This window comes from Pseudomonas sp. ENNP23 (assembly GCF_001728945.1).
Taxonomy (GTDB): Bacteria; Pseudomonadota; Gammaproteobacteria; order Pseudomonadales; family Pseudomonadaceae; genus Metapseudomonas; species Metapseudomonas otitidis.
In genome coordinates this window covers 51,466-67,551 of sequence record NZ_LYSP01000033.1, presented here as the reverse complement: position 1 = coordinate 67,551, position 16,086 = coordinate 51,466, and the positions used below count along the sequence as shown (strand labels likewise).

Here is a 16,086-nt window from a genome sequence, read left to right as displayed (position 1 = left end):
TGATTTGGCCGGCCTACCCTGAGCCGCAAAGCATGATCTTAAGGACACCATGAGCAAGCCAGAGACCCCCGTCGTCGCCACGAACTTCCTTCGCCCCATCGTCCAGGCCGACCTGGACGCCGGCAAGCATGCGAAGATCGTCACCCGCTTCCCCCCGGAACCCAACGGCTACCTGCACATCGGCCATGCCAAGTCGATCTGCCTGAACTTCGGCCTGGCCCAGGAATTCGGCGGCGACTGTCATCTGCGCTTCGACGACACCAACCCGGCCAAGGAAGACCAGGAATACATCGACGCCATCGAGCGTGATGTGAAGTGGCTGGGCTTCCAGTGGGCGGGCAAGGTCCGCTATGCCTCGGATTATTTCGACCAGTTGCACGCCTGGGCCGTCGAACTGATCAAGGCCGGCAAGGCCTTCGTCTGCGACCTCACCCCCGAGGAAATGCGCGAGTACCGCGGCAGCCTGCATGATCCGGGCAAGAACAGCCCGTTCCGCGACCGCTCCGTCGAGGAGAACCTGGACCTGTTCGCCCGCATGAAGGCCGGCGAGTTCCCGGACGGCGCCCGTTCTCTGCGTGCCAAGATCGACATGGCCTCGCCGAACATCAACCTGCGCGACCCGATCCTCTACCGCATCCGTCACGCCCATCACCACCAGACCGGCGACAAGTGGTGCATCTACCCCAGCTACGACTTCACCCACGGTCAGTCGGACGCCATCGAGGGCATCACCCACTCCATCTGCACCCTGGAGTTCGAGGACCATCGCCCGCTCTACGAATGGTTCCTGGCCAACCTGCCGGTGCCGGCACAGCCGCGCCAGTACGAGTTCTCGCGCCTGAACCTGAACTACACCATCACCAGCAAGCGCAAGCTCAAGCAACTGGTGGACGAAGGGCACGTCAGTGGCTGGGACGACCCGCGCATGTCCACCCTGTCCGGCTACCGCCGCCGGGGCTACACCCCCGAATCGCTGCGCAACTTCTGCGAGATGATCGGCGTCAACCGTGCCAGCGGTGTGGTGGACATCGGCATGCTGGAATTCAGCATCCGTGACCACCTGGATGCCACTGCCGCCCGCGCCATGTGCGTGCTCAAGCCGCTCAAGGTGGTCATCACCAACTACCCGGAAGGCCAGGTCGAGCAGCTCGAACTGCCGCGCCACCCGAAGGAAGACATGGGCGTGCGTACGCTGCCCTTCGCCCGCGAGATCTACATCGACGCCAGCGACTTCGAGGAAACCCCTCCGGCCGGCTTCAAGCGCCTGGTGCCCGGTGGCGAAGTGCGCCTGCGCGGCAGCTACGTGATCCGCGCCGACGAAGCCATCAAGGACGCCGACGGCACTATCGTCGAACTGCGCTGCTCCTACGACGCGAACACCCTCGGCAAGAACCCCGAAGGGCGCAAGGTCAAGGGCGTGATCCACTGGGTGCCGGTGGAAGGCAGCCTGGAGTGCGAAGTGCGCCTGTACGACCGCCTGTTCCGCTCGGCCAACCCCGAGAAGTCGGAAGAAGGCGGCAGCTTCCTCGACAACATCAACCCCGGTTCGCTGGTGGTGCTCACCGGTTGCCGTGCCGAGCCGTCCCTGGCCCAGGCTCAGCCCGAGGAGCGCTTCCAGTTCGAGCGCGAAGGCTACTTCGTCGCCGACCTCAAGGACTCCAGGCCCGGCCAGCCGGTGTTCAACCGCACTGTCACCCTGCGTGACTCCTGGGGGCAGTGATGGCGCTGACGATCTACAACACCCTCACCAAGGCCAAGGAAGTCTTCCAGCCCCTGGAAGGCAACAGCGTGCGCATGTACGTGTGCGGCATGACCGTGTACGACTACTGCCACATCGGCCATGCCCGGGTGATGGTCGCCTTCGACGTGATCACCCGCTGGCTGCGCGAGCGCGGCTATGACGTGACCTACGTGCGCAACATCACCGACATCGACGACAAGATCATCAAACGCGCCCAGGAGAACGGCGAGCCGTTCGAAGCGCTGGTGGACCGCATGATCGCCGCCATGCACGAAGACGAGGCGCGCCTCTCCGTGCTGCGTCCGGACATCGAGCCCCGCGCCACCGGCCATATCTCTGGCATGCACCAGATGATCCAGACCCTCATCGACAAGGGCTTCGCCTACGCCCCCGGCAATGGAGACGTCTACTACCGCGTCGGCAAGTTCGAGGGCTACGGCAAGCTCTCCCGCCGTCGCATCGACGAGCTGAAGATCGGCGCGCGCATCGAGGTCGACGAATCCAAGGAAGACCCGCTGGACTTCGTCCTCTGGAAGGGCGCCAAGCCCGGCGAGCCGAGCTGGGAATCCCCCTGGGGCTCTGGCCGTCCTGGCTGGCACATCGAGTGCTCGGTGATGTCCACCTGCTGCCTGGGCGAGACCTTCGACATCCACGGTGGCGGCCCGGACCTGGTGTTCCCCCACCACGAGAACGAGATCGCCCAGAGCGAGGCCGCCACCGGCAAGCTCTACGCCAAGGCCTGGATGCACGCCGGCGCGGTCCGTGTGGATGGCGAGAAGATGTCCAAGTCCCTGGGCAACTTCTTCACCATTCGCGAGGTGCTGGAGAAGTACCACCCCGAGGTGGTGCGCTACCTGCTGGTGTCCAGCCACTACCGCAGCCCGATCAACTACTCCGAGGACAACCTCAAGGAAGCCAAGGGCGCCCTGGAACGCTTCTACACCGCCCTGCGCGGCCTGCCGGTCGTCGAGGCGGCAGGTGGCGAAGCCTTCGTCGAGCGCTTCGGCGCGGCCATGGATGATGACTTCAACAGCCCCGAAGCCGTCGCCACCCTGTTCGAGATGGCCCGCGAGGTGAACCGCCTGCGTGACAGCGACCCGAGCACCGCAGCTGCCCTTGCGGCACGCATGAAGGCCCTGGGTGGCCTGCTCGGCCTGCTGCAGTTGGAGCCGGATGCGTTCCTCCAGGCCGGTGCCACCGGCAAGGTGGACGCCGCCGAGGTCGAAGGGCTGATCCAGGCGCGCCTCACCGCGCGTGCGGAGAAGAACTGGGCCGAGTCCGACCGCATCCGCGACCAGCTCACCGCCATGGGCGTGGTGTTGGAGGATGGCAAGGGCGGCACCACCTGGCGCCTGGCGGAATAACAGCTAACCGACGGGGCGTTGCGGACAACGCCCTATCGAAGCGCCATAAAAAACCGGGACCTGCGAAGGTCCCGGTTTTCTTTTGCCCGTTGCCTGGAGAGTCAGGCGCGGCGGCGGAACAGCGGCAGCGGCTGGTCGGCGGAGGCCTGGTAGACCTCGCTGAAGTCCTCGAACGCCTTCAGCGCGTCGTGCGGGTCCTTGTCCTCGCGCAGGGCGAAGGCATCGAAACCGCAGCGCTTGAGGGCGAACAACTGGTCGCGCAGCACGTCGCCTATGGCACGGACCTCACCCTGGTAGCCGTAGCGCTGGCGCAGCAGGTAGGCGGTGGAGGAGTGGCGGCCATCGGTGAAGGCCGGGAAATTCAGCGCGATGACCTGGAAGTGCGAAAGGTCATCGGCGATCTCCTCGATCTCCTCGCCGGCATCCAGCCACACGCCCAGGCCGCCATCGCGGGCCTTGAGGGCGTGGCTGTGCTCGACCCAGAGGGCCAGGGGCACGATCAGGTCGTCGCAGTTGGACAGCCCATCGAGGGTTGCGTCCTTCGGCAGCAGGTGCCAGGTCTCGTCGATGATCTGGCCGTTCTTAATGATTCGCTGCATATACGCGCTCCTTGAACGGGTCGATGCCGATGCGGCGGAAGGTGTCGAGGAAAGGCTCCTCCTCGGTGCGGCGCTCGACGTAGACCTGGATGATCTTCTCGATCACGTCGGCCATTTCCTCCTGGGCGAAGGAAGGGCCGAGGATCTGCGCCAGGCTGGCGTCGCGGCCAGCGCTGCCACCCAGTGACACCTGGTAGAACTCCTGGCCCTTCTTGTCCACGCCGAGGATGCCGATGTGGCCGACGTGGTGGTGGCCGCAGGCGTTCATGCAGCCGGAGATGTTCAGGTCCAGGTTGCCGATGTCGAACAGGTAGTCCAGGTCATCGAAGCGGCGCTGGATGGCTTCGGCCACCGGGATCGACTTGGCGTTGGCCAGGGAGCAGTAGTCACCGCCCGGGCAGCAGATGATGTCGGTGAGCAGGCCCACGTTGGGTGTGGCGAAACCCTGCTCGCGCAGTTCGTTCCACAGGGTGAACAGTTGCGCCTGCTCCACGTCCGCCAGGATCACGTTCTGGTTGTGGCTGTTGCGCACCTCACCGAAGGCGTAGCGGTCGGCCAGGTCGGCAATGGCGTCCAACTGCTTGTCGGTCACGTCGCCCGGAGCCACGCCGGTGGGCTTCAGCGACAGGGTCACGGCCACGTAGCCCGGCTTCTTGTGGGCGAAGGTGTTGCGCTGGCGCCAGCGGGCGAAGCCCGGGTGTTCGGCGTCCAGGGCGGCGAGGGCGGCGTCCTGGTCTTCCAGGGCCTTGTAGGCCGGGTCGACGAAATGCCTGGCGACGCGATCGACTTCCGCCTGGGTCAGGGTGGTGGGGCCATCCTTCAGGTGGGCCCACTCGGCGTTGACGCGCTCGGCGAACACCTCGGGGGTCAGCGCCTTGACCAGGATCTTGATGCGCGCCTTGTACTTGTTGTCCCGGCGGCCGTAGCGGTTGTAGACGCGCAGGATGGCGTCCAGGTAGCTCAGCAGGTGCTGCCAGGGCAGGAATTCGTTGATGAAGCTGCCGACGATCGGGGTACGGCCCAGGCCGCCGCCGACGGAGACGCGGAAGCCCAGCTCACCGGCCTCGTTCTTCACCGCTTCCAGGCCGATGTCGTGCACCTCGATGGCGGCGCGGTCGCCCACGGCGCCGTTCACGGCGATCTTGAACTTGCGCGGCAGGTGGGAGAACTCGGGGTGGAAGGTGGACCACTGGCGGATGATCTCGCACCAGGGGCGCGGGTCCACCAGCTCGTCACGGGCGACGCCGGCGAACTGGTCGGTGGTGGTGTTGCGGATGCAGTTGCCGCTGGTCTGGATCGCGTGCATCTGCACGGTGGCCAGCTCGGCGAGGATCTCCGGCACGTCCTCCAGCTCCGGCCAGTTGAACTGGACGTTCTGGCGGGTGCTGATGTGGGCGTAGCCCTTGTCGTAGTCGCGAGCGATCTGCGCCAGCTTGCGCACCTGGGTGGACGACAGCAGGCCATAGGGCACGGCAACCCGCAGCATGGGGGCGTAGCGCTGGATATAGAGGCCGTTCTGCAGACGCAGGGGACGGAATTCCTCGCCCGAGAGTTCCCCGGCCAGGTAGCGGCGGGTCTGATCGCGGAACTGCTTGACGCGGTCCTCTACGATGCGTTGATCGTACTCGTCGTATACGTACATGAATGGTCCTGTTGTCAGGCTGCTTACAGCAATTCTGCGCGCACGGCCGCGCACCCCCTGCGGAGCCGGTGGAAGATACCAGCTCATGGTTATGCGCAAAAGTGATGTTTGAGTATATGTAAAGAACCTGATCGCATAAGCGTGGGTGCGAGCATAACCTTCCCCGTGCGGCTGGAGGCCCCGGCTGGCGGGCGTCGAGAATGCTTCTCGACTGGCCCGGCGTCAGCCCAGGGCCAGCAGGCGGCTCATCAGGTGCGTCCCCCGCAGCAGCGCCTCGGTCGAGACCCTGGGCGACTCCGCCAGGTGCCCCAACGCCTGCGCCAGCACCGCCACCCCCGCTGCGTCGGCCAGCGCCTGCTGGGTCCGCAGCACCTCCCGGTGATGGGCAGAGGGCTGCTGGCGACCGCTGCTGGCCAGGCTTTCCAGCACGTCCAGGGCCGGCTCCACCAGCCGTCCGGCGAGGCTCGGCGGCTCCACCGCCGGCACGGCGCGGTCGGGGCGGCTGAGCAGGCGCTGGATGCGCTCGAACAGTCGGCGGTTGCGGCTCAACCCGCCACGCACCAGGGATTCGAAGTCCAGCGACAGGCAGCGCAGCCGGCCGTGATCGGCCACCAGCAGCGCAAGGGGCTCCAGGCAGCGGCGGCGACCGTCCAGCCAGGGCCGCACCAGCACGGCACGGATGTCGTCCAGGGCCTTCTGCGCCCGTTCCAGGTTGTCCAGGCGTTCGCGGCGCTCGGCGGTGCAGGGCAGCTCCAGCAGCAGGGTGCGGCCGTTGCTGTCCTCCAGCGGCCAGGTCAGCACCTGCCGGGCTTCGTCCAGGCTTGCTTCGTGGCAGCGGGCGGGGCGCAGCAGCAGCCGGGTCGGCGGCTCGCTGGCGAGGGCGGCGCTGTCTTCCAGGGCCAGGCCCAGCTGTTCCCAGTCCGCCAGGCCGAGGTCGAGCAGGCGCGGGTCATCCGCTGGCCAGCCGTCCTGGGGACGCGCAATGCCGCCGCCGGGGGCCAGCCGGCCATCCTCGGCCAGGCGCGGCCCTTCCAGCTGCAAGGGCGCACGGCACAGCAGCTCGGGCGTGCTGCGCCACAGTGCCTGCTGGGCCCAGACCGCGTCGCGGCGGAAGCCGGGGTCGCTGCCATCGGGGCGGGCCAGGGTGGTTTCCAGCACCTGGCCGTCGTTGAGGTCCCAGAAGGCCAGGCTCAGGCCGCGGGCGCCGCCGGCACTGGTCCACCAGTGGCCGCCCAGGGGCAGCAGGTCGAGGGTTTCACCGGCCTGGTAATCGCGTCGAAGGCGGCCGCGCAGCTGGGGTAGGCGTTCGCTGTCTGAACGCAGAAGGGCCTGGCAGAGGGCGTGGACGCGGGCCATCTGCACCAGTGCCTCCCGCTCGCTGCTGTGGTCGTCGCGCTCGGCCAGGCGGGTGATCTGCCCGCCTAGGGTGCGCAGGTGGCCGGCCAGGCGCGGCAGCCCTTCGGTGCGGGCGCCGAGGTTGAGCAGGCGCAGCTGCAGGGCGCTGGCCCGGCTGACGTGGGACAGCCCCTGGCCCAGCAGCTCGTGCAGCAGTTGCTGCACCGAGGCCAGCAGCTCGCGCTCGGCCTCGCCCAGGCCGTCCCGCGTGGTGTCGGCGGGGGCGCTTTCGGTGGTCCAGGCCCAGGGTTGGCTGTGGGCCTGGAAGAGCCCGGCGAGGGCGGCCAGGTGCAGGGCCTTGCGTTCGCTGTCCCGCGCCTCGGAGAGCATCCCTTCGAAGCCCGCCCCCGCCAGGTAGCTGACTTCGCCCTCCAGGCCGTCGAAGGCGATGGCCAGGCGCAGGCCGTGGTTGCTCACCCGGGGCGTGCCGAGGGTCTCGATCCATTGCCGGGCGCGACGGGTGGCCACCTTGCCGGCGAGCTTCTGCAACTGCGCCGGGTCCAGCGCCAGGGCTTCCACCCGGGCGGCATCGGGATCGGGCTGCTCCGTGCCTGGGACCGCGTCGGGGGCTTCGCTGCGCAGCCACAACACGGCGGCGAGGATGTGCTTGCAGCAGCCGCTGGCCGGACAGGTGCAGCGCGCTGCCTCCACGCCGCCGGCGTCCAGGCGCACGGTCTGGCCGTCCGTCTCGATCAGCCCGTGTGCGTCGGTGCGCTCGCCCCAGGCCAGCTTGCCGGCCTCCACGTCCTTGCTGGCGCGGCGCAGCAGGCCGGCATTGGCCAGGGTTTCCAGGGCGGCGTCGTCGTAGGCCCGGTAGCGGGCCAGCCAGGCGCTCATTGCATCACCTCCGCCAGCCATTCGGCGAAGTGCTCCGGGGTCAACGCGGCGATCCGCATGCCCCGATCCGCCAGGCGCTGGCCCATGGATGGGTCGTAGACCGGCCGGGCGGCATCATCCAGGGCCGCCAGGCCGAGCAGGCGCACGCGGGCCTCGTTCAGCCGCGAGACGCAGGCCAGCAGCGGGCCGATGGCGGCGCCTTCTTCGAAGTCGCTGATCAGCGCCAGCACGGTGCGCTGGGGCGTATCCACCAGTTGCTCGCAGTAGCGCAGGGCCTTGCCGATGTCGGTGCCGCCGCCCAGCTGCACGGTCAGCAGCACCTCCACCGGGTCGTGGGCGAGGTGGCTGAGGTCCACCACCTGGGTGTCGAACAGCACCAGGCGTACCCGCACGCTGGGCAGGGTGGCGAGGATGCTGGCGCAGATGGCGCTGTACATCACCGAGTCGAGCATCGAGCCGCTCTGGTCGACGCAGAGGATCACGTCCCAGGGCAGCTGTCGGCGGACGCGGGCGTTGAAGCGCGGCGATTCGATCAGCAGCTGTTTGCGCTCCGGGTCGTAGTGCTTGAGGTTGGCGGCGATGGTGGCGCGCCAGTCGAAGTTCTGCGCGTGGCGGATCGGCGAGCGGCGGAAGCGGTTGCGCCGGCCGTTGAGGGCGTTGGTGAAGCGGCTGCGCAGGCGCTGGAGAATCTCTTCCACCACCTTGGCGATCAGTTGGCGTACCGCGTCGCGGGTGTCGGCGCTGAGGCGGCCGCGCACGCTGAGCAGCGCCTTGGCCAGGGCCGGGCTGGGTTCCAGGCTGGCGAGGCTGGCCGGGTCGGTGAGCAGAGCGCTGATGGCGTAGCGCTCGATGGCCTGGGTCTGCAGGCGCTCGAAGGTGGAGCGGGGGAACAGGTTGCGGGCCTGCTCCAGCCAGTTGAGGGCGGTCAGCTGGCTGTCGTCGAGGGAGCCGCCGCGCCCGCCCTGGACATGGCCACGGCGCTGGTACTCGCGGTTGTAGAGGTAGTCGAGGGTCTTCTCCAGCCGCGCGTCGGTGGGGTTCAGGGCGGCCTGGTCGAGGGCGCGGTCGGCGTAGCGGCCGAGGATCAGGCGCCAGCGGCGGGCGGTTTCCAGGTCAGTCATGGTCGGCTTCCGTGGCCCAGTCGAGCAGGCCGTCGCGCGCCAGCGAGCGCCCGAGCGCCAGCTGCAGGGCGGCGCCGGCGAGCAGGTCGTGGCTGTCCAGTTCGTGGTGGGCGCTGTCCAGGGCGCTGTCGCCCAGGCCGTTCAGCGCGGCCAATTGGCTGGCCAGACGCCCGGTCTCCTGGGGCTTGAGGCGGGTGAAGGTCAGGCGCAGGTCGGGCAGGTGGCGGACGAAGGTGGCCTCGTCCCAGCCGGCCACCAGGGTGTTGAGTGCCTGGCCCAGGTGTTCGACCCGCAGGATCAGCTCCGGTGCGGCCTGCAGCAGCCCGCCGAGGTAGCGCACGGCGTCCTCGCTGTCGGCGCCTGGGCCGAAGCGGCGGCCCAGGGCTTCGGCCAGGCGGGCCTCGTCATCGAGATCGTCCAGGTAGCGCAGCGCGTCCAGGGCGCCGGCCAGGGTGGGCGGCGCCTCGTCGCGGAGACGCGCCAGGGCGCCCTGCAGGGCTTCGTCCTGGCCATCAAGGCCCACCAGGCCGCTGCCCAGGCGGATGAATTCGCGCAGGGCCAGCAGGGCATCCACGGCGGCGCCTTCCTGCTCGGGGGCGCAGAGGGCCAGGCCCGGTACCAGGAACAGCGCCGCCGGCACGATGCGCTGCAGCAGCGCCGGCAGTTGCGGTTGCTCCTCCAGCCCGAGCAGTTCGCGGCCGCGCCAGAGGTGCAGCAGGCGCTGGCCGCAGGCGACCACCGAGGCCAGCTCGGGGTCTTCGTCCAGGTGTTCGGCCAGGCGCTGGAACAGCCTCGGCAACTGCTCGCCCAGGCCGATCAGCCCGGCACGGGCCACCAGTTGCGCCACGCGGCCGGCGCTGCGGCCCTGGCCCTGGCCCAGCAGCGCGCGCTCCTCGTCCAGCAGGCGGCGCAGGGCGATGTCGCGCAGGTGGCTGCCTTGTTCGGCCCGTTCGATGAGGTTGGCTTCCACCAGCGGCGACCAGGCGTACTCCCATTCCTCGAAGAGCAGGTCGAGGCCGCTGCCGTTGACGAAGTCCGGTCCGCCCTGATGCCGGGCCAGGCCGCTGTCCAGGTAGGCCATGAGGTGCAGGAAGCGGCTGCGGGCACGGTGACGGGGCTTGCGGTAGAGGTCCAGCCGGGTGCGCCGGGCCAGGCTGTCGCTGAGGTCCAGGCGGTGGGCGAGGGCCAGCCGACGGGCTTCTTCCACCAGGGGCGGGGCCTGGGTCGAGGGCGCTACGTCGCCCAGGCGGTTGCCGCCCAGGTGGCGCTGCACGGCCCGCAGCAGGCCGTCCTGGCCTTCGTCCAGGCTGCCCTTGACGAAGCAGGCGTGCACGGCGTCGAGCAGGTCGTAGCGCCCCGGGCCGGGGTGCTGGCGCAGCCGGGCGAGGCCGGCGGCCTGTTCGGCGGCGTTGCTCACGCTGGCGAAGGTCAGGGCATCGGCCAGGCGCTGTTCGCGGGTTTCGGCGGCGATGCCGCTGAGCAGGCGGGTGGCGACGCGCTGGCGGGCGAGGGCGTCGTCCTCTTCGCCCTGCAGCGCGTCCCAGACCTGCTGGTAATAGGCCGGGGAGGGCATGCCGGAGGCGTAGCCGTTGAGGGCGTCGAGGCGGTCGAAGCTGTAGCGGATCAGCCAGGCCTGGCTGTCCTCCGGGGCGGCGGGTCTGGCCGGTGCCGGGGTGCCGGCGGCCAGGGCCTCCACCAGCGCCAGGGTGTGGAAGCCGCCGGTGACCACCACCAGCGGGCCGTCCACCCGGCCACGCCAGTCGCGGATGCAGCCGAGCATGTGGGCTTCGCGGGCCAGGGAGCCCTCGGCGGCGAGCACGTCGTCCTCGTAGTCCAGCCGCGCCATGGCGCACCAGGCGAAGGCGTCGTCGAACAGCCGCTGCCAGTCGGCCAGCGCCGCGCGGGGGCGCAGCTCGAACAGGTGCTCCCAGAGTTCGTCGTGGTCCCGGCAGTGGGCCTCGCGGGCCAGGGCGGCGAGGTAGCGGCTGTGGGCCAGGTAGCGCTCGGCCATCAGGCTGCGCTGCTGGTCGGCGGCCTGCTCCTCGTCGTGCTGGCGGGCCCAGGGCAGGTCGATGAAGGCCAGTTGCGCCCCCAGGCGCTGGCCGTCCTGCAGGGCCTGCCATTCCGGCGAGTAGTCGCAGAAGGGGAAGAAGGCCGAGCGCAGCGCCGGCTCGCCCTCGGCGTCGGGCCGGCGGTGCTGGGAGAGGATCGCCAGGGGCGGCCGGCTGCGGGAGTCCAGCAGGTCGGGGATGAGCCGGTCGAAGTCCGCCGGCCCCTCGATCAGGATGGCCGCCGGCTGCAGGGCCTGGAGTTGCTGGCGCAGGGCGAAGGCGCAGGCCGGGCTGTGGTGGCGCACCGGCACCAGGTGAATGCCGGCCTGGGCCAGGGCCGCGCGCTCACGGGCGGCGGCCTGCAGCCGTTCGGGCAGGCGCGGGTCGCTGGCGAAGGCCTCTGCCATGGTTCAGTCCCACAGGCCCTTGCTGGCATCGAAGAAACGCTTCCAGTGGTCGTCGCGGCGGGCGCGCTCGCGCACCACGCTGTCCAGGTAGTGGCGCAGGCGGCGGGCGTCGTCCTGGCTGTCCTTGAACACCACGCCGAGCAGTTGGCGCGCCAGCTCGGCGGCGGTCAGGCGGCCGTCGCCCAGGTAGCGGGCCTCCAGGGCGGCGGCGTAGGCGACGCTGACCGCTTCGGCGGTGGACATCACCGCTTCCGGGGCCTTGATCGCCGTGCCTTCGCGGGTGCTGCCCTGGCGCAGCTCCTGGAACACGGTGACCAGCAGGGTGATGACGTCCCGCTCGACGGCGACCTTGCCGGCCTGCTCGCCCAGCTCGCGCTGCAGCTGGCGCATCACCAGCTCCACTTCGAATTCGCTGTCGGCGATGGGGCGCACCGTCTCGAAGTTGAAACGGCGCTTGAGGGCGGCGGACATCTCGTGCACGCCGCGGTCACGCAGGTTGGCGGTGGCGATCAGGTTGAAGCCGGGGCGGGCCAGCAGGCGACCACCTTCGCCCAGCTCGGGGATCATCATCTGCTTCTCGGAGAGCAGGGAGACGAGCACGTCCTGGATCTCCGGCGGGCAGCGGGTGATCTCCTCGAAGCGCACCAGCTTGCCGGCCTGCATGCCCTGGTGCAGCGGGGAGGGCACCAGGGCGCGTGGGGTTGGCCCCTCGGCCAGCAGCAGGGCGTAGTTCCAGGAGTACTTGATGTGGTCCTCGGTGGTGCCGGCGGTGCCCTGGATGGTGAGGGTGGAGTCGCCGCTGATGGCGGCGGCCAGCAGCTCGGAGAGCATCGACTTGGCGGTGCCCGGCTCGCCCACCAGCATCAGCCCCTGGCGGCCGAGCAGGGTGACGATGGCGCGGTCCACCAGGGCGTCGTCGCCGTAGAACTTGCGGCTGATGCCCAGGGCGTCGTCACCGAGGATGAAGCGGCGCACCGAACGCGGCGAGCGCAGCCAGCCCGGGGGCAGGTCGGCGCCGGCCTGCTGGTCGGCTTCGCTCAGGCGCGCCAGTTCGTCGGCATGCAGGTGTTCGGCGCTGTGGCGCAGGGCGGTGCTTACCATGGTGTCTTCTTCTTCCACTGGGGATCGAAGCCGACGCAGGCGTCGGCGGCGGCGCGGTAGTCGGCATAGGTCTCGGCCAGCAGCACGGGCGGGATCTCCGCCAGGGGCAGGCTATCGCCGGTGGACCAGCGCTGGGCCATGCGTTCGTAGCTGAGGTGGGTGAGCGCGGCGGGGACGTTCTCCTCGGGCAGGCAGTTGCCGGTGAAGCCGATGCACACCCGCAGGCCCAGGCTGGAGAACTCCTTGAAGTAGTGGTCGAAGAAGCCCCCGTCCTCGGCGGCGGCGCGCTGGTAGCCGAGCTTGGTGAGGGTGCCGCGCAGGGTGAAGGTGTCGCTGAGCCAGCCGAGGCGGTCGGCGATGCGTTTGCCGCTGCCTTCGTCCTGCTCCGACGCCCCGCTGGCGGTGGGCTCGGGCAGCATGCGGCTCATCTGGGCGAACAGCGGCTTGACCTTGTAGTCCTTGAAGTGGGCGGTCCAGGCCTTGGCGGTGTCGGCGTCCACCAGGGCGGCGTGGGCCAGGCGCACGCGGCGGGTTTCGTCCAGCTCGACCTCGTCGTCGTCGAGGTCGATCAGGCTGCCGTCCTCGGTGGGGCGGAACAGGCGCAGGGCGCCGTCCTCGGCCACTTCGGCCCAGACCAGGCGCTGCACCAGGTGGGTGACCACCGGGTGGCGCTGCAGGTATTCACGCCACTCGCCGGCAGGCCACAGGCGCTCGGCGCACATGGCTTCGTAGAGGCGCTGGGTCTGCAGTTCGATGACCTGCTTGAGCTCCTTCTTGCTGGTGGAGAGCTGGGTCTTGGCTTCCTTGATCAGCGCCGGGTCGTCGCTCTTGCGCGGCTCGGGCAGGGCCTTGACCACCTTGTCGTCGGGGTTGCGCAGCTCCAGCTTGAGGGCACCGTCCAGGCGCGCGGTGAACAGGCGCTCGCCGTACTGCAGGTTGAGCACGCCCTGTTCGTCGAAGCCGGCGCTGGGGATGGTGCGGTCGGCCAGTTCGTCGGCGCTCCAGCCATTGCGCTGGGCGATCTGCTCCACCAGCACGCGGGCCAGGGCCTGGACCGAGGCGGTGCGGTGGCGGCGGGCGACGGCCAGCAGCAGCTGGATCACCAGCGGGTCGTTGCTGTTGGCGGCGGCGCTGAGCAGGGCCTCGACCTGGGCGCGGCGCTGGTAGTGGTCGCGCATGTAGGCCTGCAGCAGGCTGACCAGTTCGTGGCCGGCCATGGCCCAGGTGAGGGCGAGGATGCCCTTGTCGGCGATGGCGCTGCCCAGGTAGATGGACAGGTGCTCGCGCTTGAGGATCTCGAAGGCCTGCTCCTGGGTGATGTCGGCGTACTCGGGGGACCACTTGGCCCAGGCCTGGTAGCTCTGCATGCGCTGGGCGAGGTTGGCCTGGGCGTGGGCGATGGCCTCCTCCTGGCTCGGGTGGCGGGTGTCCTGGGCGATGAAGCACAGCAGCAGGGCCTTGCCCAACGCTGCCCGGCTGGCCGGGGCCAGCAGCTCCAGGTAGCGGTTGAGCAGGGCGTTGCCAGCCGGCTCCTTGAGCTTGCAGGCGAGCACCACCCACCAGCGCACGATCTCCGGCTCCACTGCGCTGCCGTCCAGCCACTGGCAGGCGGGCAGCCGGTCCAGGTCGAGCCAGGCCAGGCTGGCCGGGGCCTTGCCCTGCAGGCCCTTGCGCGCTTCAGCGAGCAGTACGGCGGGTGCGAGGTGACCGCTGATGTCGTCGCCCAAGGCTTCCAGGGCGGTGAGCAGGGCGGCGCGCACGGTCTCGCGCTTCTCCTTGGCCAGGGCGGTCTTGAGCGCGGGGACGGCTTCGGGGCGGCCCAGGCGTTGCAGCCATTCGGCGGCGAGGGTGCGGATCTCCTGCTTGCTGGAGCCCAGGGCCTCGATGGCGCGCTCGGCGATGTCGGGCAGGGTTTCCAGCAGGCGCTGGGCTTCGCTGCGGTTGGTCTTGCTGGCGCCCAGGGCCAGTTCCAGCAGCACCGGGATCAGCCGTTTCGGCAGCACCGGGAAGCGCTCCAGCAGGCTGAGGGCGGTGGGCACGTCGAACTCGGTGCGGCCATGGTTGGGGCGCAGGCCGAAGGCCTCTTCGAGGAACTGCGGGTGCTCGGCGAAGAACGGCCAGACGCGATCGGGGTCGAGCTGGGCCAGCGGCGAGTTCCAGCCGAAGCACAGGCCGGCGGTCTCGCGCTCCGGCTCTTCGCTGCCGCAGCGGCGCAGGGCGTCGGCCAGGGTGCGCAGGTCGAGACGGCGCAGGGCGTCGCCCTTGAGCCATTGCATGAGTTGGTAGGCGTTGAAGTAGCGGCGGCGGGTCACCCGCAGGGCGTGAAGCAGGTTGACGTCGGCGCTGGCGGCCAGGCGGCCACGGTAGGCGAGCACGTCCTCAAGGCCGTCGGAGAGCTTGCGGCCCTGGCCGTTGAGGAAGTCGAGGGCGGCCTGCAGGTCCTTGTCGGTCAGGGCCTTGAGCTTCTTGTAGGCCTTCTGCTGCCAGTCCCACTTGCGCTTGTGCTCCAGGTTGCTGCGGATCTCTTCCTCGGCGGCGAGGCGGCTCTCCTCCAGCAGTTCGGTGAGGTTGCGGCGCAGCAGGTCGAGGGTGGCGGCTCCCAGTTCCACGTCGGGGCAGCGCTCGTAGTCACCGGCCTCCGGCAGCACCTGTTCCTCGGCGCTGGACTGGCTGTCCAGACGGGCCATGGCGCTGGCCAGGGCCTGCTGCACGGGCTTGGAGGTTTCCTCGGCCAGGCGCGCCTGGAGAATCGCCCGTGCGCCCTCACCGCTGCGGGCGAGGAGGTCGGCGGCCAGGGTGCGTTCGCTGCTGCTGCCGGTTGCCAGCAGGAGGCCGAGCTGTTCCAGCTTGACGTCCTGGGGCAGGGTCTCCACATGCGGGCCGGCGGCGCCACGCACGGTCTTGGCGCTGTTCACCGCGAGACGCACGAGGATGTCGGCGTAGGCCGCGGCCAGGCGCGGGTGGGGGCCGATCAGGCCCACCAGGGACAGGTTGCCGCTGGCCGAGAGGCGGGCAGGCAGGGCGCGGGTGGCGTCGGGGTGCTGCAGCAGGTGGTCGGCCAGGTCGGGCAGGCGCAGCAGGGCGTTGAGGTCGCGCCAGTGGTAGTCGCCGAGGTCGCGGCGGTCCAGCACCAGCAGCAGGGCGTCGTCGCCGGGCAGGTCGTCCACCGCCAGCAGGCGCGTGAGCAGGTCGAGGGTCCAGTGCTGGCGCAGGTCGCTGCTGATCTTGCTGCCGAAGTCCTTGCGGGTGGTGTGCAGGGCGTCGACCACCAGGTAGATGAACCAGTCGGGCACCTGGGCAATGCGGGTGATGTTGACGCCCTGGCAGGCGGCGGCCAGCACCTTGCCGAAGCGGGCCAGGGCGACGACATCGGGTTCGGCGCCGATCACGTAGAGGCGGGTACGTGCATGGGTCGCGGCGTTGATGCGCTTCTTGTGCTTCTGGGCGTCGTTGCGCAGGTTGCCCGAGGGGTGCCACCAGCCGACGGTGGCGGGCTGGTCGAGGAGGACGGCGGCCTCTTCGCCATTGAGCCGTGACAGTTCGGCGAGGACCTGTTCCTCCCGGCCGCTGAGGACGAAGGCTGCGGCCCGTGCGGCCAGGCCCGGCGCCAGGATGTCCAGCACTTCGAGGCTTTCGGCGACGTGCTTGGCGAAGGGGGTGGTGGGGGCGGTGATGCCGAGCTTTTCCAGCAATGTCTGCAGCATGGGAGGGGCCTGTCCTTGGGATGCGAGGCGCCGATGTTAAAACATCGGGCCGGTCGCTCGCCTGCTCGTGCGCAGGGTTTGCTGGTTGGCGCAAGTTTTCCTTCCGACGGCCTGCCTTGAGGCC

General features: G+C 69.7%; 9 protein-coding genes. 2 read left to right on the top strand and 7 right to left on the bottom strand.

Going from position 1 to position 16,086, the window contains the following annotated elements; translation table 11 throughout:
• The first annotated feature begins 49 nt into the window (after positions 1-49).
• Positions 50-1,720 carry a glutamine--tRNA ligase/YqeY domain fusion protein gene (locus A9G05_RS18495; protein WP_069562362.1) on the top strand — a complete coding sequence of 557 codons (1,671 nt, stop codon included), beginning with the start codon at positions 50-52 and terminating at the stop codon, positions 1,718-1,720.
• Positions 1,720-3,105 carry a cysteine--tRNA ligase gene (cysS, locus tag A9G05_RS18490; protein ID WP_069562361.1) on the top strand — a complete coding sequence of 462 codons (1,386 nt, stop codon included), beginning with the start codon at positions 1,720-1,722 and terminating at the stop codon, positions 3,103-3,105. Before A9G05_RS18495 ends, cysS begins: the two co-directional genes overlap by 1 nt.
• 101 nt (positions 3,106-3,206) lie before the next feature.
• Here cysS and A9G05_RS18485 read toward each other — a convergent pair whose 3' ends face one another.
• From A9G05_RS18485 to A9G05_RS18455, 7 genes are all read right to left on the bottom strand, one after another.
• Positions 3,207-3,704 carry a DUF934 domain-containing protein gene (locus tag A9G05_RS18485; RefSeq protein WP_069562360.1) on the bottom strand — a complete coding sequence of 166 codons (498 nt, stop codon included), beginning with the start codon at positions 3,702-3,704 and terminating at the stop codon, positions 3,207-3,209.
• Positions 3,688-5,346, bottom strand: a complete 1,659-nt coding sequence (locus A9G05_RS18480; protein WP_069562359.1) for a nitrite/sulfite reductase — start codon at positions 5,344-5,346, stop codon at positions 3,688-3,690. Before A9G05_RS18480 ends, A9G05_RS18485 begins: the two co-directional genes overlap by 17 nt.
• 222 nt (positions 5,347-5,568) lie before the next feature.
• Positions 5,569-7,578, bottom strand: coding sequence for an SWIM zinc finger family protein (locus A9G05_RS18475; RefSeq protein WP_069562358.1), 2,010 nt, complete (start codon positions 7,576-7,578; stop codon positions 5,569-5,571).
• Positions 7,575-8,699, bottom strand: a complete 1,125-nt coding sequence (locus A9G05_RS18470) for a VWA domain-containing protein (RefSeq protein WP_069562357.1) — start codon at positions 8,697-8,699, stop codon at positions 7,575-7,577. The genes A9G05_RS18475 and A9G05_RS18470 overlap by 4 nt, the downstream gene beginning before the upstream one ends.
• Positions 8,692-11,157 carry a DUF5682 family protein gene (locus tag A9G05_RS18465; protein ID WP_083272611.1) on the bottom strand — a complete coding sequence of 822 codons (2,466 nt, stop codon included), beginning with the start codon at positions 11,155-11,157 and terminating at the stop codon, positions 8,692-8,694. Before A9G05_RS18465 ends, A9G05_RS18470 begins: the two co-directional genes overlap by 8 nt.
• A 3-nt stretch (positions 11,158-11,160) precedes the next feature.
• Complete coding sequence (locus tag A9G05_RS18460) at positions 11,161-12,258, bottom strand: AAA family ATPase (RefSeq protein WP_069562356.1); 1,098 nt, start codon at positions 12,256-12,258, stop codon at positions 11,161-11,163.
• Positions 12,252-15,962 carry a DUF4132 domain-containing protein gene (locus tag A9G05_RS18455; RefSeq protein WP_069562355.1) on the bottom strand — a complete coding sequence of 1,237 codons (3,711 nt, stop codon included), beginning with the start codon at positions 15,960-15,962 and terminating at the stop codon, positions 12,252-12,254. The genes A9G05_RS18460 and A9G05_RS18455 overlap by 7 nt, the downstream gene beginning before the upstream one ends.
• Positions 15,963-16,086 lie beyond the last annotated feature (124 nt).